Below are 17,894 nucleotides of genomic sequence, written 5' to 3'. Positions count from 1 at the left end.
CCATCTTTGCGCGCCCGGCAAGCGGTCGCCGCAGCGGCCCGGCCCGCGGACAGCCAACTCCCCGAAGCTGAGCCCTTCTCAAGCGCGGTGCAACGATGGTAGACACTGAGAAATCGATTTCCCGCCATCCATTCCGCCGGAGGGCTCGCCCATGTTCCGTCGCATAGTCGCGGTGGTCGCTGCCGCCGTACTGGTGCTCCCGACCGCAACAGCAACAGCCGGTACGACGCCGCTTCCGCAGAACAACGGTCCCGTCGGATGGGACGTCTACCGCCACCTGGACCGCCTGCCGGAACTCCAGACCGGCGTCCGCACCAAGCAGTTCTCCAGCTTCGGCCGGGACGGCACCAACAACGACGGTTTCGACGGCGCCTTCTCCTGCCTGCGTACGTCGGAAGCCGGCTGCGTGATCGCGGAGGACAGCGGCCCTGGTGAGGTCGCTTCCATCTGGTTCACCCGCGACGAAGGCAATGTGACCAAGACCGGCACCATCACTGTCGAACTCGACGGCAAGCAGGTACTGCACGGTTCACTGCAGGACATCGTTGACGGCAAGCTCGGTGCGCCGTTCAGCTACCCCCTGGTCGCGAACGGCGTCCAGAGCAGCGGTGGTGTCTACATCCGCGTCCCGATGCCGTACCGCTCCTCGATGCGCATCACCACCCAGAGCAACCCGTACTTCTACCACGTCGGCTACCGCGAGTTCCCGGACGCAACTGGCATCCGCACCTTCGACCCGGCAGACAAGGCGGAGGATGTACTGAAGCTGCTCAAGGACGCCGGCACCACAGACCCCAAACCCGCCCAGCCGAACAGCCAGACCACCAAGAGCACGCTCAAACTTGCCCCCGGCAAGCGAGTCACGCTGGCCGATACCTACGGGCCAGGTGAGCTCAGTGCTCTCCGGCTGAAGCTTCCGAGCATCGTCGGCCTCGAGTTGCCGGAGTTCGCCGACGACGGCCGCGCCTTCACCGGTAGCAGCAAGTTCACGATGAAGATCGACCCGGCCAACACCGGCGTGAAGCTGACGCGTCGGATGGACCTGCGGATCGGCAACCAGCGAGCCAAGGTTCTGGTCGACGGCGTCGAAGCAGGGGAGTGGGCTCCGCTCAAGGCGGCCGGTGCGCAGTGGCACGACCAGACCGTCGACCTCCCGGCCGCACTCACCGCGGGCAAGTCGCAGATCACCATCACCAACCAGTTCATCTCCTCCGACCTCGACTTCAACGAGTTCACCTACTGGGTCGATTCACCCAAGCGCACCGACACCCTCGATGTCGGGCCGAACCACGTCGCCGACGAGCAGGCGCACGGCTACGAAATCACCAAGCAGGCCTGGAGCGGCGCCCACACGATGCCGTACGCCGCAACGGAAGCCGACGGTGCTCGCGTCAAGCCCTCCGACTCGTTGCTGGCCGGTGTCCGCGTCGAGGTGACGATCGACGGTCAGAAGCGCGTCGACGCCCAGATCGGTGAGTTCTTCGGCTCCGGCCTCGGTGAGAACCCGGTCCGCTCGCTCTTCTTCGCCATGGACCCCACTGGCTGGTACTCCGCCTGGTGGCCGATGCCGTACGTCGCCCGTGCCACGGTCAGCCTGGTCAACAAATCGGCGTACCCGCTGACCGGCCAGTCCGAAGTCACCGCATCCCGGGACGCGCGTAAGGCCGTCGACCTGGTCACCGGGAAGACCGGCTACTTCACCGCGATCTCGAAACGTGGTGAGACCACGCAGGGCAGCGACTGGACGCTCGCGCAGACCTCGGGACGTGGCAAGTTCGTCGGCGTCGTCCAGACCATGGAGGGGCTGCTTGCCAACGGCAACACTCGCGGCTACCTCGAAGGCGACGAGCGTGTGTACGTCGACGGTGAGCGGACCCCGGCGATCCACGGTACCGGGACCGAGGACTACTACGAGTCCGGCTGGTACTTCAACGCTGGAACCTACTCGACGCCGTTCCACGGCAACTCCGCCCACGAGGTCCAGGCCGGCTTTTGCACCTACGAATGCGATGGCGCTTGGCGTCTGCACATCACCGACTCGATCGGATTCCAGAACCAGCTCGACATCGGCATCGAACACGGTCAGCAGGACGACCACCCGGCGATCTATGGCTCCACCGCGTTCCTCTACACGTCGGCGAAGTTCGGAGCCCGGGAGACCGATCGCATCGACGTACCAGGGACCGAGCTGACGTCGGTCTACGAAGGGGACCACGATGATGTCGCGTTGACCGATCAGGTCGGTCAACTGCTGCGCTTCACCGCGAAGATCGACCCGGTCAACCAGGGTGTGACGCTGAGAAGGACCAGCGATCAGAAGGTCGCCGGACAGTCCGCGCAGGTCTTCGTCAACGGCAAGGCCGCCGGCACGTGGTTGCAGCCGCTCGGCAATACCCACCAGCGCTGGCTCGACGACAACTACCAACTGCCCGCAACGCTCACCGCCGGCAAGTCGACACTCGACATCGAGCTGCGCCCCACCGGACCGTGGACAGCCAGCCGGTACGTCGTTCAGTCGCTCGTCACCCCGTACGCCGACCGCCGCGCACCCGCCGCTGTCACCAACGTGAGCGCGACCGGCCAGACAGGCAACGCGATCAACCTGGCATGGGAAGACGCGGCTGATGACGCAGGTATCGCGCACTACAACGTGTATGGGACCAAGGTGGTCGGGACGAAAGCGCAGGGTCAGGAGAAAACGCGGGGCGGGCAGGCAGCGCAGGGCGGCGAGGAGTTGCTCGGGAGCACGCCGCTGCCAGGCTTCGTCCACCGTGGCCTCGGACTCCACGAGACGTGGTCCTATCGGGTGGCGGCGGTCGACCTGGCGGGGAACGTCGGGCCCAGGTCGACGGCGGTCGAGGGGACGAGTGGCAATGTGCTGCGGGTGGAGGGGGAGGCGATGCTGCCACCTGTCTCGTCAAGCGTCCCTGTGGATCCGCAGGGCAACTGCTGTGGCGTGAGTTGGTCAGGTGGCGCACAAGCCTGGATCCACGGCACCAAGGCTGGTGACAAGACCACGCTGGCCTTCACCGTGCCGACCACCGGCACCTACGAGCTCAACGCCGTACTCACCAAGGCCGCCGACTACGGCACAGTCGACCTGCAAGTGGACGCCGGCGAGGTCAGGAGTTTCGACGGCTACCAGTCAAGCGGCGTCGGCACGCAACGCCAAAGCCTCGGCACCCGGCAACTCACCGCGGGCAAGCACACTCTGACCATCACGCTGACCGGCAAGAACCCGGCCGCAACCGGCTATCTCGCCGGCCTCGACCTCCTGGACCTGGAATTGAACAGCACCCAGATCACGCCGTACACGAAGACCGACACAGTGGTTGCGGCCGGCAAGTTCACCAAGGTCTACGACCCAAGCACCGGCGAGACCGGTCCGTGGTACTACAACGATCACACGCTGATCCAGGACCGCGCGACCGGTACCTGGCACGTGTACGCGATCACGCATGCCGAGCCGGCCAACCCGCTCGACGAGAAGAGCTTTGGCCACGCCACGGCCCCGACCCCGAACGGTCCGTGGACCAAGCAGCCGCCCGCATTGGTCGCCGACCCGAATGCCGGTGAGATTCACATCTGGGCACCGCATGCCATCTACGACAACGGCACCTACTACCTCTTCTACGCGGCCGGTACGCCGGACCACACGGCGTACCGGATGCATTTGGCCACCTCGACCGACCTCAAGACGTGGACCCGGGACGCGGCGAACCCCTTGTTCACCGACGGTTTCGATGGGCGAGACCCGATGGTTCGCAAGGTCGGTGACCAGTGGGTGATGTACTACACCGCGAACTCGACGCCATCCGGCGGCAACCACATCGTTGCCTACCGCACCAGTTCCGATCTGAAGCATTGGAGCGCGCGGCAGACGGCGTTCCAACACCCGGCGACCGGCACGTACGGCGGTCCGACGGAGTCGCCGTTCGTAGTTCAGCGGGGGACCGACTGGTACCTGTTCGTCTGCTGCGACGGAGGCTATGAGTCGACAAAGGTCTACAAGAGCAAGGATCCGCTGCACTTCACCACCGACCAACTGGCCGGCACGATCCAGGCGCATGCCGCGGAGGTCGTGCAGGACGGCAACAACTGGTACGTGACCGGCGCCGGTTGGGGCAAGGGCGGTCTCTTCCTCGCCCCACTCGACTTCGCCAAACAAGAGGTGACCAAAGGACAAGTGGTCAGCAACGACCACTATCGAGCCACGATCCAGACCAGTCCCCGTACGGCGATCACCAGCCTCGAGGTCGACCCGACCGGCCAAAAGCAGTACCGCCAGGCACTCGACGAGACCGGTCGCGCGACCGCGCCGTACCTGGGTGTTGGTGGTTTCGGTGCCACCGACATCACCGGTCCGGCCGCGCAGGTCGAGACGACCGGCACGAGTGTCAAGCTGACCGGCATCCCGTTCGGCGACGAGCCCGTGACCGCCGATTGGACCTTCGACTTCGGTCCGCGGACCTTCGATACCGGTCTGACCTGGAAGGTGAACGGGGCAACGAGTGCGACGCTCTGGGAGGTCGCCTTCAACGTCGATTCGGCCCTCCCGGACCAAGGCGACCCCGGCGGCTTCGGCCGCGACGGCGATGTTCCCGGCCTCCCGAAGTGGTCGATGGCAACCGGTCCGGGACTCAGCCTCGTCACCGCGCACAAGAACGCGTGGTCCAACGACAACCACTGGTACGACCCGGTCAGCGACGGCGTCGCCTGGCAGCCGCTGTGGCAACCCGGCGGTCGCGCCTGGCCGCAGGGCACGTACGACGGCGGCACCTGGCGCGTGGGCTTCTCCGGTACCGAGCGGGACGTGACCTACGCGAACGCCTTGGCGGCTACGCTCGGCGGATGACCACGTTCAGCCTTGATCCCCGCCGTACGGCGCTCGTCCTGATCGACCTGATGCCCCGCATCATCGCTCTGGACACCGCGCCACTGAAGGGAACCGAGGTGCTCGCGCGCTGCGCCGCGCTGGCAAAGGCCACGCGCTCCGTCGGCGGCCTGGTGGTCAACGTCCGGGTCGAACGCCCGGGCGTTGACTACCAGCCGGAAGGCAGCGGCTTCGCACCCGAGGTTGCCCCACAGCCCGGCGACCTCGAGATCGTCAAGAACACCCTCGGCGCCTTCGGCCGCAGCACCCTCGACGCCGAACTCCAGCACCGCGACATCAACACGCTCGCCCTGGCCGGCATCGCCACGAACTTCGGCGTCGAGTCCACCGCCCGCGCCGCCGACGATCTCGGCTACGAGACCGTCTACCTGACCGACGCGATGACTGGCCTCGACGAGGAGTCCCACAACTTCGCCCTCAGTAAGATTTTCCCCCGCCTCGGCACCCTCTGCACCGGCACCGAGTACATCGCCGCCCTCAGCGACTAAGACATTCCGGCCCCGGCCGTAACCGAAAAGCGTGTTCATGCTCCGCTTCGGTTCGGTTCACCACGCGTTGTCCGCTCCTGGCAACAGTCCCCCTGACTAACTGCTCTGGGGGAGAGGTTGGAGGGGCGAGGTGGGGGTGCGGATGCAGTTTCTCGAGGATCCGCGAGGAGGTGAACGGCTGTGGCGACTGCTCTCCGGCAACAACCGCCCACTCGCGATGGGGCGCGGCGGGCGGGAGTCGCCGCAGGAAGAGCTGGCGGCGGTACGGCGGCTTGCGCGCGAGGCGGAGCCGGCCCTGCGGCGGGATCCGGAGGGACGGTGGCGCTGGGAGCTGGCCGCGGACAACGGGCCTGATGTCCGCTGTCCCGGGGTCTTCGCGCGCCGGATCGACGCTCGCCGCGCATTCCATCGATTCACGCAAGCGGTTGAGCTGGCCGAGGTCACGTCCGGGCAGCTGACCCAACGGGAGCAGCGGTGAGCGAACCGACCCCCGAATCGACAGCTGAGCCGGCACCGCGCAAGCTGCGGTCGTCGCTCGCACCGTCCGACCTGATCTTCCGGCTCGTGGCCCGCGGCGGCGGTGGCCTGGTGCTGCTGATCACCGGTGGGATCGGGATTTTCCTGGCATACCAAGCAAAACCGACACTTCAGACGTACGGGTGGAAGTTCTTCACCGAGCAGTCCTGGCAGCCTGAGGCGAACCAGATCGGGGTCGCGGCGATCCTGTTCGGAACCGTCGTGGTCGCCGCCATAGCGATCGCGATCTCGTTCCCGCTGGCGGTCGCGACCGCGCTCTACATCACCGAGTGGGCGCCACGAGGGCTGAAGAAGAGCCTGGTCGCGGTGGTCGACCTGATGGTCGCCGTACCGTCGATCGTCTACGGCCTGTGGGGCTTCTTCCTGCTGCAGCCGCGCGTCATCCACCTGTCTCGCTGGATCACCGACTTCTTCGGCTGGATCCCGATCTTCAAGGTCGACACCGATCCGGACGCCGCGGTCTTCGACGGCGCGACGTACGCGTCCTCGGCGTTCATTGCCGGGATCGTGGTCGCGATGATGGTGATGCCGATCGCCTGCGCGGTGATGCGCGAGGTCTTCGACCAGACACCGGCCGGCGAACGCGAGGCCGCCCTGGCGCTCGGATCGACGAGCTGGGGTGTCGTCCGCGCAGTCGTCCTGCCATTCGGCCGCGGCGGCATCATTGGCGGCACCATGCTCGGCCTCGGTCGCGCCCTCGGCGAGACGATCGCCGTGGTGATGATCGTGTCGCCCCTGTTCGAGATCAACTGGCACGTCCTGCAGTCCGGCTCGATCACGATCTCGTCGATGATCGCGCTCCGGTACGGCGAGGCCCAGGGATCCCAGCTGAACGCCCTGATGGCGGCCGGCCTGGTGCTGTTCGTGATCACCCTGATCGTCAACCTGATCGCCGGCTTCGTGGTTGCCCGCAGCCGCAGCGGCGCCGGAACGGAGATCTGATGGCCGCCATTGTGGAAGAACCGGTACGTCGCCAGTTGCGGATCGTGGACGTGGAGGACCGGGCCGGGCTGGTCGGGTCGGCGGTGGCCGGGTTGTCATTGACCTGGGTTGTCTACAGCCGGATCCTGCCGACCGAAGGCACGCTCGGATTCATCGTCTGCTGGTGGCTGTCGTTCACCGCGCTCTACCTGCTGTACACGGGACTCCGGCGCGGCCGCGTCGTCCTCGCCGATCGCTTCGCCGTACTGCTCGCTCATAGTGGCGCAGCGCTCGTCGGCTTCGCGCTGTCGACGGTGATCGGCTACACGCTGATCCGTGGTGCGCGGGCCTTGATCCACAAGAACTTCTTCACCCAAGACCTGCGCACAGCCGGACCACTCGAGCCACTGAGCACCGGCGGCGCGCTCCACGCTCTCGCCGGGACGCTGATCCAGATCAGCATCGCCATCGCGATCACCCTGCCGCTCGGCATCCTGTGCGCGGTCTACCTGACTGAGGTCGGTGGCCGCGCGTCGAGGCTGGTGCGCTCGGTGGTCGAGGCGATGACGGCGCTGCCGTCGATCGTGGCCGGCCTGTTCGCGTACGTCGTACTGCTGATCGGATTCGGGATGCGGTTGTCCGGCTTCGTGGCGGCGATGGCGATCTCGGTGATGATGCTGCCGATCATCGCCCGCTCGTCCGAAGTCGTGCTGAGGCTGGTACCCAGCGGTCTGCGGGAAGCGTCCCTAGCTCTCGGCGCAACGCAATGGCGAACCGTCTGGTCAGTCGTGCTGCCGACCGCGCGACCCGGTCTCGCGACCGCGCTCGTGCTCGGTACGGCGCGCGGCATCGGCGAGACCTCGCCGGTCCTCCTGACCGCCGGCTTCACGACGTACCTGAACCTGAACCCGTTCTCCGGCCCGATGGTTTCGCTGCCGTTGTTCACCTTCAAGATGTCGCAGTCGCCCGAGGCCAACTACATCAGCCGGGCGTTCGGTGCCGCGGCATTGCTGCTGGTCCTGGTTCTGCTGCTGTTCGCCTTCTCCCGCTGGATGGCCGGCCGCGGCCGGTCCGGTTCCCGATGAAAGGACCAGCCATGCGACGGCTCAGCGCCTTCGTGCTCGCCCTGCTTCTGACACTCGCGTCGGCGGCGCTCCCGGCGTCGGCCGGCAGTACGGCGTACGCGCCGATCTATGGCACCGGGTCGACCTGGTCGCAGAACGCGCTCGACCAGTGGATCCGCGATGTCGAGCCGCTCGGGATGCGGGTCGAGTACGGCGGCGGCGGGTCGTCGCGGGGCCGACTCGACTTCGCCAACAACCTGGTCGACTTCGCGATCAGCGAGATCCCGTACCAGGGCAAGGACCCGCTGACCCAGGCCGACGACAACGCCCACGGCCGTGCGTACGCCTACATGCCGATCGTTGCCGGCGGCACCGCGTTCATGTACCAGATCAGGATCCGCGGTCAGCTCTACCGCGACCTGCGGCTGTCCGGGGACACGATCACCAAGATCTTCACCGGCAAGATCACCAACTGGAACGATCCGCAGATCACTCGCGACAACAACGGCAAGAAGCTGCCGAGCAAGAAGGTCATCCCGGTCGTCCGCTCGGACGGTTCCGGTACGACGGCGCAGTTCACCCTCTGGATGAACACTCAGCAAAAGGCGTTGTGGGACGGCTTCTGCCAGTCCACGCAGAACCGGAAGTGCGGCCAGACGTCGTACTTCCCGACCACGAACTTCTCCGGTGTGAAGGCGCAAGGTGGTTCGAGTCAGATGGCCGGGTACATCTCGGCCAGCTACGCCGACGGCGCCATCGGGTACGTCGAGTACTCGTACGCACTCGGCAAGAGCTACCCCGTCGCGAAGGTGAAGAACACCGCCGGCTACTACACCGAGCCCAACGCCTACAACACCGCGGTCGCGCTGACCCGGGCGCAGATCGAGACCAACTCCAAGTCGCCGCTCTACCTCACCCAGAAGCTGACCGGGGTCTACAACCACCCGGACCCGCGCGCGTACCCGTTGTCGTCGTACTCGTACATGATCCTGCCGACCGCGAATCTCAGCGCCAACAAGGGCCAGACCCTGGCGGACTTCGCGGCGTACTTCCTCTGTCAGGGGCAGCAGAAGGCGGCCCCACTCGGCTACTCACCGCTGCCGCTGAACCTGGTGCAGGCCGGGTTCCACCAGATCGCCAGGGTGCCGGGGAGCAAGGCCGGGGCGACGGACATCAAGAAGTGCGGCAACCCGACGTTCGACGGGAAGAACCTGAATCGCAACGTGCTCGCGGTGGTCGCTCCGCAGCCGCTGCCCTGTGACCGAGACGGTGCCGGACCGCCGGTGAACGGCAAGTGCGTTGCCGCGGGCAACAACGGGAACGGCAACAACAACGGGAACAACACTGGCAACAACAACGGCAATAACAACAATGGAAACGGCAACAACAACGGTACTGGGAACGGCAGCCAGAACGGCAACGGGAACGGCGGTCAGCCGACTCAGCCAGGACAACAACCTGGCGCCGGTCCGACGAGCGCGCCGGTGGTCGATCCGGAGACCGGGCAGGTGATCAACGCCGGCGGCCCGAACAACGGTGGGTACGTGCCGACCGGACAAGTGACCGACCTGAACGGCAGTCGCGGCAGTGGCGATATGCTCCGCAACCTCGCGGTACTGGTCGCGGCTGAGGCACTCCTGCTGCTCCTGGTTCCGACCCTGGTGTCCCGGCACCTGCGGCGTAAGCGAGCGGGCCGGTGACCGTCGCCGTCTCCGCACCGTTGCGGATGGCAACCAAAGCGCGTGAGGAACTCGCACTCCGGCCGCAGCTGACGTCGGATGCATTGCGGATGTTCGCGCTCGGAATCCTCGTGTTCGTGATCTACGTGCTGCTCCTGGGCGCGCTGCAGTACAACCGCGCCCAGGACATCGCCTACGACAAGTTCCGCGGTCAGCTCGCCGAGGCGACGGCTCCGATCGGTCCGGGCATCGAGTACGGCGCTCCGGTCGCCGTACTCGATATTCCGGGACTCGGCCTGCGCCAAGTGATTCGCGAGGGCACGGCCGGCTCGATTCTGATGCAGGGACCGGGACATCGGGCCGACAGTCCCCTGCCCGGTGAGGCTGGGGTCGCGGTCATCTACGGCCGCGCGCTCAGCTACGGCGGCCCGTTCCGCGCCGTACCGAAGTTGGGGCCCGGTGCGCGGTTCGAGGTCGTCACCGGTGAAGGGCGCTTCAACTACGAGGTGAAGGCGGTACGACGGGCGGGGGATCCGTTGCCCGCAGCCCTACCGAACGGCGGGTCCCGCGTCACGCTCGTCACCGCTGAGGGCGCGCCGGTACCCGCGAAGACCGTGTACGTCGACGCCGAGCTCGTCGACGGCACCGCACTACCCGACCCGGGCGGACGGTTGGCCCGGGTCCCGGACTCTGAGCAGGCGTTCGGCGTGAACCTGTCCGGTGTGCTGACGCTGGTGCTGTGGTTGCAGGCACTGATCGCGGTCGCCATCGGAGTCGTCTGGTTCCGGTCCCGGATCGGCCGCTGGGAGTCCTACCTGATCGGCGCGCCGGTAGTCGTCGCGCTGGTATGGCGGGTGTTCGAGCAGATCGCCGCCATGCTTCCGAACCTGATCTGACCAGATCAGTTCATTGGAGGGGAAAACGATGAACGCACGAATCCACCGGCTCGTGGTAGGCGCGGCACTCGTCGCCGCATTGCTTGCCACCACCCCGGGGGTCTCGTCCGCGGTAGTCACCACCAACCACCAAGAGCACGAAGCGGCCACGGCAGCGGGGGAGAACGACAGCCGGGCCACAGCAGAGCGGTTGTACGGCGTCAGTACGGCGACCGTGCACGGCACCCTCTCACCGGCCCCGGTCGCACTGACCGCCGGTGACGAGGACAACGGGTCGATCGCCTCCGCGACGGCCACCGGGATCGGCGCCGGCGCAGTCCGGGCCGTGACCACCAGCGGGACACTCGGTGACGGGCCGCACGGCTCGCTCGGCGACAAGACGAACGACTTCGACTTCTACCAGGTGGCCGGTCAGGCCGGGCAGACGCTGACCGTCAGCACCGACGGTTCGCCGGCCTCCACCAACACCGTCGTCGGCCTGTACGACGCGGCCGGCCAACTGCTCGCGTCAGACGATGACAACGGCGCCGGTGCGCTCAGCAAGCTGCAGTACCCGATCACCGCGACTGCTGACTACTACGTCGCCGTTGCGGGGAAGAGTGCGGCAGGCGACTTCCCGACCGACCCGCAGAACTCGGGCAGCGGTCTGGGCGGTGCCGACACCGGCGCCTACCAGCTCCTGATCGCCGCGGCTCCGATCGACCGCGACTTCTACGCCGTCAAGCTGGCCGCGGGTGACGTCCTCGGCGCCGCGCTCGGCGCATCCGGCGACCGGCTCACGGTGATCCGGCCGAACGGATCGGTTGCCGTGGGCACCGATCTGCACAGCCTCGGCAAGCTGCCGGCCGCCTCCACGCTTCCGCGCGGTGCAGTCGACCTGGCGGTCGTCGCCGACCAGGCTGGCTGGTACGCCGTCTCGGTCACCGACGGTTTCGGCCCCTACGACCTGACTCTCGGAGTATCCCGACCGGCCGTCGACGACGCTCCGCAGACGGTGTTCCTCGACTTCGACGGTGGCTCGGTCGACCTCGCGCCGCTCGGTGGTACGGGAGTACGGCAGCTGTCCGGACTGACGCCGTACCTGCCGAACTGGGGTCTGACCGCGGCCGATGAGGCCGCCGTGATCGCCAAGGCGACGACCACCGTCCGGGAGAACCTGCGCACTGACGCCGTCCGCGCCGGGTACGACGTCAACGTGCGAATCCGCACCAGCGCCGACGACACCGACACCTTCGGCAGCCCGAATGTGAGCCGCGTGGTGATCGGTGGCAAGACCGCCGAGTCCGGAATCGGCCGGATCGGCACCGCGCAGTCCATCGACCCGGGCAACTTCGCCCACGAGGAGACCGCTCTCGTCCAGCTCGACCGGATCAGCGCGGCCACCGGCCCGCTCAGCCTGAACACCTACCTCACCGCCACCTCCGACCGGATCGCGTTCGTCGGCACCGCCTTGGGCAACCTGGCCAGCCGCGAACTCGGTGCCCTGTACGGCGCCGCTCCGGCCGACCCGGCGAGTACCACCGCCACCCTGATGGATGCCGACGGCAACTTCACCGGCCTGTACGGCGTGGGTCCGGACGGCTTCGGCGGTACCGCCGATGACCTCGATGTCGACTACAAGACCGACACCTACAACCCGGCTTCCGGCCTGATCGGCAGCCAGAACGCCCTGAACGCGATTGCGTGGGGAATCAGTTTCCCTTGCTGAGAGTGAGAACGTTTCCGGCTAGCCAGCGGGTCATGTCCGGTTAACCGAACAGCGACCTGCTGGTGACCCCGGCACGATGAATTAGGGATGTGACCGCAAACCGGCACCGCGACCACACCAAGGTCGCGAAAACGCTTGTGAGGAAGGGAATTCCCCTAATGCGTTTCACCCGTACCGCCCGTGCCACCGCGATCGCCGCTGCCGCGGTCGCGCTGGTCGCCACCTCCGCGCTGACCGCTTCGGCCGACCCGGGCTTCACGCCGGACGCGAACGACATCGTCCTGGTCGGCTCGGACACCAGCGAGAACGTGCTGAACGACCTCGCCGCCGTCTACAACGGCCGGACGCCGACCCCGTCGGCCAAGCTCGCCTCGTGGGACGCGACCGGCACCTCGCCGATCGTGCTGCGCTCCGGTACCGCCTCCGTCACCCGGCCGAACGGCTCCAGCGCCGGTCTCGCCGCGCTGTGCTCGAACGCCAACGTGTCCGCGGCCCGCTCGTCGCGTGGCCCGGCCACCGGTGACTGCGCCGGCCTCGCCTTCCTGCCGTTCGCCAAGGACAGCGTCCGCTGGGCCGCCCACAGCGGCGTCGCCGCGGTCACCTCGCTGACCGACGGGCAGCTGACCGGTATCTACAACTGCACCATCACCAACTGGAACCAGGTAGGCGGACCGAACCAGGTCATCCTGCCGCTGATCCCGCAGGCCGGTTCGGGCACCCGCACCTTCTGGGCCACCCAGGTCGGCATCAACGCCAGCAGCCTCCCGTCCTGCGTCAAGGACAACGTCGGTGGCACGCCGGTGCAGGAGCACAGCCCGACCCTGATCAAGGCCAACGCCGGTGCGATCGCGCCGTTCTCCGTCGGCCGCTACAACCTGCTCACCGCCACGGAGAAGAGCGGCACCGTCCGCGGCGACATCGCGGCCGCCGACTCCGCGGCGTACGACCGCAACCTCTACAACGTCGTGAAGACCGTCAGCGGTTCGGTTCCGGCCGGCCTCGCCGACGTCTTCGGTGACGGTTCGGGCTTCTCTTCGCTGGGCGGCACGCCGTTCGTGTGCGAGGACGCCGACACCGACCCGGCCACCACCACCGCCGGTGACGTCGTGACCGCCAACGGCTTCCTGCCGCTGGGCGACGCCGCCAACGGTGGCACCTGCGGCGTGCTCTGACTTTCGCAGTAAACGCAACAAACCCCGGCGGGTGCGGAGCTTCCGCGCCCACCGGGGTTCAGGTACTGAGAGGGAGGAATCCTGTGAGGCCCAAGAAGCTCACCATGATCGCGGGTGCGTGCCTGCTGGCGCTGTTGTCGGTGGTGCCCGGACCAGCCGTCGCCGCGGACGACGATCCGCCGCCGGACCCGACGGACGCGGCCATGGTCGCCGAACCGTCCGCGAATCCGGTGACGCTGCAACGGGACGGCGTCAGCGTCACCGCATCGAAGACCGGGAACCTCACCCGGCAGATGGTCTCGGTGTCGTGGAAGGGCCTCGACCGGTCTCCGACGAACTTCATCTACCCCGTGGTCGTGATGCAGTGCCGCGGAACCAACCCGAGTCGCGAGGACTGCTGGATGGGTTCGGTCGCCGACAACGGCGACGCGCAGGGCACGAACAAGCTGCAGGCCAAGGCGACGTACTACGCACCTGTCGAGACCTCGGACTGGTACAGCCAGGCCAAGACCCTCCCGGCCGGACCGTTCTTCTCGGTGCCGTTCCGCAAGGTCGACTCAGCCGATGACACGAAGGACCAGTACCAGGGCTGGCGTAATGCCCTGAACGGGTTCTGGAACACCATGCCGCTGCTCATCGAGCCGGACCTGGAGCACAAGCTCGGACCGATCGACGACTTCACCCCGGGTACACGGAACTTCCGGCGCGGGGTGACACAGGCGGACGGCACCGGTCAGGTGCAGACCTGGGTCAACACCGCGGTCGAGAACCCGTCACTCGGGTGCTCGGACACATCGCCTTGCTCCCTGGTCGTCGTACCGGTGCGGGAACGTCCTTGCCGGAACGCGAAGCAGGGCGCGCCGCCGTTGACGATCAGCAACTGCGCCAAGGCTGTTGGCCAGGCCGGCATCGGCAACTGGCAGCTGCTGGCCAACTGGTACGAGCGGTACGTCTTCAAGCTCTCGTTCAGTCCGAGCCTGCCGAAGTGCATCGGGCGCACTGACCAGGCCAAGTTCCTCGGGTCCGAACTCACGGCCGAGGCGATGCGCCGGTGGGTGCCGGCTCGCTGCCAGAAGGAGAGTCCGGCCGCCCTCGACTTCACCCGTGCCTGGGAACCGGACTCGCTGCGTCAGCTCGGATTGCGCGACCCTGCCTCGACGTCGAAGTACGCCGCGGATGCTGCGGTGGTCAGCGAACCGGCGACGCCGGACGATCCGGTCTCGAACGACCGCAAGCTCGGGTACGCGCCGATCGCGACGACCGGGTTCGCCATCGGCTACACGGTCGACCAGAACCAGGGCGGGACCCTCAGCCAGGTCACCGATGTGAAGCTCAACCAGCGGCTGGTGGCCAAGATGCTGTCCCAGTCCTACCCGGGCAAGTTCCGCCCGAACACCGACAAGCTGCCGGTGAATCCGAACACCGCCAGCAACCCGGCGAACATCTTCAAGGATCCCGAGTTCCAGCAGCTCAATCCCGCGGCGGCCGGTTACGCCGGAGCCAACGCGGCCGAGGGGACTCAGCTGGCGATGCCGACGGCTCGCAGTGACGTGTTCCTTGCGCTGACTCGATGGATCTGGGCTGATCCGACCGCGCGTTCCTTCCTGCAAGGCAAGGCGGATCCGTGGGGGATGACGGTCAACAAGACCTACCGCGGCTGGGAGTTGCCCACCGACGACTACAACCTGAACGACGGTTGGCAGATCCCGAAGACCGGTGGCGACTGGGCGGGCTTCCAGCCGCAGACCTTCTGGGCGCAGAACACGAACTCCTGGGCGAACGGTTCGGACATCACGATGTCTGGTTGGCCGTTGACGCAGAGTCCGCAGTTGCGGGACCCGAGTACGCCGACGAGCGGATTCGCGGGTAAGCGGGACAACGCACAGAACTTCGGTGAGCGACACATCTTCGTGCTCTCGGTACTGCCCGAGCTCGAGAAGACCGGCGTACGGGCTGCTGACCTGCGCAACAGCGCGGGGGAGTTCGTCGGACCAACGGTTGAGTCGATGGGGTACGCGTTGGATGGCGCGCAGCCGGACAAGAACTCCGGGACCTGGAAGCTCGACTACGACGCGATGGACAAGCGCGGCTACCCCGGCACGATGATCAGCTACGCGGCCGTGCCGACGTCATCGCTGCCGAGCACGCTGGCTCAGCGGTACGCCGACAACCTGCGCTGGATCAGTACGCAGGGGCAGCAGTGGGGGCAGGAGGCCGGGCAACTGCCGGACGGCTACCTCGCGCTGACGCAGGAGATGCGCCATCAGGCCAGCCGGGTCGCCGATGCCGTCGGGGCCCAGACCGGTACGCCGCCGATTCCGCCGAAGGACCCGGTCGACGATCCCAAGGATCCGACACCGAACGATCCGCCGAAGAACTCACCTCATCACAACACCAACGAACCGAAGGACCCGAACGGTCCTGGGGATGGGAAGACGCCGACTCCCACGCCAGGCCCGGGTACGCCGTCCGGCGGGCCGACTAGTCAGCCGCCGGTGAACAACTCCAGCACGAAGCCGATCGCGGCCACGACCGGTGAGTCGCTCGGCTGGCTGGCTTGGGGACTGCCGGCGTTGCTTGCCGCTGGACTCGCGGCCGGGGTTGCATCACCTGGGATCCGGGTGATCTCGCAGCCGGGACATCCGGTACGGCGCGGTCTGGCCGCCGGCGGTTCGTACCTGGCCGGGCTACTGCGTCGGGGCCGGCGTCGTGGCTGACCTGCCTGCTCGTATCAGTTCTGTTCGATCGGAAGGACTCGCATGACGTCTGTACTGCCTGCCGTTCCTAGTGCGGCGTCTGATGAGACCACCGTGCTGCCGCCCGTCAGTGGCGGCAGCATGCTGGAGAGCGACCGAGTCGCGGCCTGGTTCGGGAATCACAAGGTGCTGGCCGACATCTCGCTGCGGATGGAGTCCGGTCAGGTCACTGCACTGATCGGCCCGTCGGGCTGCGGGAAGTCGACGTTCCTGCGGATCCTGAACCGGATGCACGAGCTGGTGCCTAGCGCGTCGCTGGCTGGGCGGGTATTGCTCGACGGCGACGACATCTACGAGCCGGAACGGCGGATCACGGATACGCGTAAGCGGGTCGGGATGGTGTTCCAGAAGCCGAACCCGTTCCCGGCGATGAGCATCGCGGAGAACGTCACGGCGGGGTTGAAGCTGACCGGGACCCGGGTTCGGGGGAGTGAACGGACTGAGCTGATCGAGGAGTGCCTGAGCAAGGCCGGGCTGTGGAAAGAGGTCCGGGATCGGCTCGGCTCACCGGGTGGGGCGTTGTCCGGTGGGCAGCAACAGCGGTTGTGTATCGCCCGATCGCTGGCCGTGCGACCCGACGTACTGCTGATGGATGAGCCGTGTTCGGCACTCGACCCGACGTCGACGCGGCGGATCGAGGAGACGATCCACGAACTGCGCCGCGAGGTGACGATCGTGATCGTCACGCACAACATGCAGCAGGCGGCGCGGGTGTCGCAGACGTGCGCGTTCTTCCTGGCCGAGCAGGGGACTCCGGGCGTGATCGTCGAATCCGGGCCGACGACGAAGATCTTCTCCACCCCGGAGGACTCGCGAACGGCGGACTACGTGGAAGGGCGGTTCGGGTGATCACCCGGGGCGATACATGGCGAATCAAATTGATCGCCGGCTGGGCGTGCGCGGCACCGCTCGGACTGATGGCGCTGGTGATCGCCTCCGGCGGTGGTGGCGCTGCGAATCAGTTGGTGGTTGATGCTCATGCGGTGACCGGGTTCATCGACCAGCCGGCGGACCTGCCACCGGGACCCGGGGTTGATGGTCAACTGCCAGTGCAGCAACCGGCCGATGTACCGGAGTCTGGTACGACGGATGGGACGGTGCAGCCGATTCCGGGGATCGCGGGTGATGCGTCCGGAATCCCTGGGACGGTTTTGGCGGCGTACCAACGGGTTGCTTTCGATGTGAGTGTTGCGTTGCCGGGTTGCCATCTGACCTGGCCGTTGCTGGCGGGAATCGGCAAGGTCGAGTCAGACCACGCAGGCGCCGGCAAGGTAGATGCCCAAGGCAACACCCGAGGCCGAATCCTAGGCCCAGTATTGGACGGCGGCCCCGGCATGGCCGCCATCTCCGACACCGACCAAGGCCGCTACGACGGCAACCCGGTCTGGGACCGAGCGGTCGGCCCCATGCAGTTCATCCCCGGTACCTGGACAAGTTTCGGTGCCGACGGCAACGCCGACGGCCTGAAAGACCCCCACAACATCTACGACGCCTCCCGCGCAACCGCCAACTACCTCTGCTGGGGAGGCGCCAACCTAGCCGACCCCCAAACCCTGGTGCGGTCCGTCCTGCGCTACAACCACTCCATGGAGTACGTCTCCACAGTCCTCCGCTGGATGCAGTCCTACACCCGCCAAACAGTCCAAGTCCCAGACTCCGAAGGCATAATCCCGCCCCCACCCGACGACAAGGTCACCCCCGGCAAGCCCATCCCCACACCACCAACCCCCACCCGCCCCGCCCAACCCACCATCACCCCACCACCCGTCACCCCGCCAG

The 17,894-nt window shown here is 67.0% G+C and carries 12 protein-coding genes; all 12 read left to right on the top strand.

Annotated elements, in window-relative coordinates; translation table 11 throughout:
* Positions 1-151: 151 nt before the first annotated feature.
* On the top strand, positions 152-4,855 hold the full coding sequence (locus ABD231_RS40840; protein ID WP_344165487.1) for a DUF2961 domain-containing protein: 4,704 nt from the start codon (positions 152-154) through the stop codon (positions 4,853-4,855).
* Complete coding sequence (locus ABD231_RS40835; protein WP_344165484.1) at positions 4,852-5,382, top strand: isochorismatase family protein; 531 nt, start codon at positions 4,852-4,854, stop codon at positions 5,380-5,382. The genes ABD231_RS40840 and ABD231_RS40835 overlap by 4 nt, the downstream gene beginning before the upstream one ends.
* A 142-nt stretch (positions 5,383-5,524) precedes the next feature.
* Positions 5,525-5,860 carry a hypothetical protein gene (locus tag ABD231_RS40830; RefSeq protein WP_344165481.1) on the top strand — a complete coding sequence of 112 codons (336 nt, stop codon included), beginning with the start codon at positions 5,525-5,527 and terminating at the stop codon, positions 5,858-5,860.
* Entirely contained in the window at positions 5,857-6,861 is a 1,005-nt protein-coding gene (gene pstC, locus ABD231_RS40825; RefSeq protein WP_344165478.1) for a phosphate ABC transporter permease subunit PstC, read from the top strand. The genes ABD231_RS40830 and pstC overlap by 4 nt, the downstream gene beginning before the upstream one ends.
* Complete coding sequence (gene pstA / locus ABD231_RS40820) at positions 6,861-7,925, top strand: phosphate ABC transporter permease PstA (RefSeq protein WP_344165475.1); 1,065 nt, start codon at positions 6,861-6,863, stop codon at positions 7,923-7,925. Before pstC ends, pstA begins: the two co-directional genes overlap by 1 nt.
* An 11-nt stretch (positions 7,926-7,936) precedes the next feature.
* On the top strand, positions 7,937-9,604 hold the full coding sequence (locus ABD231_RS40815) for a phosphate ABC transporter substrate-binding protein PstS (protein ID WP_344165472.1): 1,668 nt from the start codon (positions 7,937-7,939) through the stop codon (positions 9,602-9,604).
* Positions 9,601-10,479 (top strand): sortase, encoded by an 879-nt coding sequence (locus ABD231_RS40810; RefSeq protein WP_344165469.1) that lies wholly within the window; start codon positions 9,601-9,603, stop codon positions 10,477-10,479. Before ABD231_RS40815 ends, ABD231_RS40810 begins: the two co-directional genes overlap by 4 nt.
* Positions 10,480-10,507: 28 nt before the next feature.
* The gene (locus ABD231_RS40805; RefSeq protein ID WP_344165466.1) at positions 10,508-12,187 is read left to right on the top strand and encodes a PPC domain-containing protein; all 1,680 of its coding nucleotides are present in this window, start codon (positions 10,508-10,510) and stop codon (positions 12,185-12,187) included.
* A 158-nt stretch (positions 12,188-12,345) separates the two neighbouring features.
* Positions 12,346-13,359: a substrate-binding domain-containing protein gene (locus ABD231_RS40800; protein WP_344165463.1), complete on the top strand. Its 1,014-nt coding sequence runs from the start codon at positions 12,346-12,348 to the stop codon at positions 13,357-13,359.
* A gap of 83 nt (positions 13,360-13,442) precedes the next feature.
* Positions 13,443-16,076 (top strand): hypothetical protein, encoded by a 2,634-nt coding sequence (locus ABD231_RS40795; protein ID WP_344165461.1) that lies wholly within the window; start codon positions 13,443-13,445, stop codon positions 16,074-16,076.
* A 42-nt stretch (positions 16,077-16,118) separates the two neighbouring features.
* Positions 16,119-16,964, top strand: coding sequence for a phosphate ABC transporter ATP-binding protein (locus ABD231_RS40790; protein WP_425554253.1), 846 nt, complete (start codon positions 16,119-16,121; stop codon positions 16,962-16,964).
* Between the two features lie 68 nt (positions 16,965-17,032).
* Positions 17,033-17,894 (top strand): lytic transglycosylase domain-containing protein (locus ABD231_RS40785; protein WP_344165458.1); only part of this gene is annotated, 862 nt, incomplete at its 3' end.

It is taken from the genome of Kribbella yunnanensis (genome assembly GCF_039529655.1).
In the GTDB taxonomy this organism is placed as follows: Bacteria; Actinomycetota; Actinomycetes; order Propionibacteriales; family Kribbellaceae; genus Kribbella; species Kribbella yunnanensis.
Note: the sequence above shows the minus strand (reverse complement) of the source record. Positions and strands in the feature narration are given on the sequence as shown.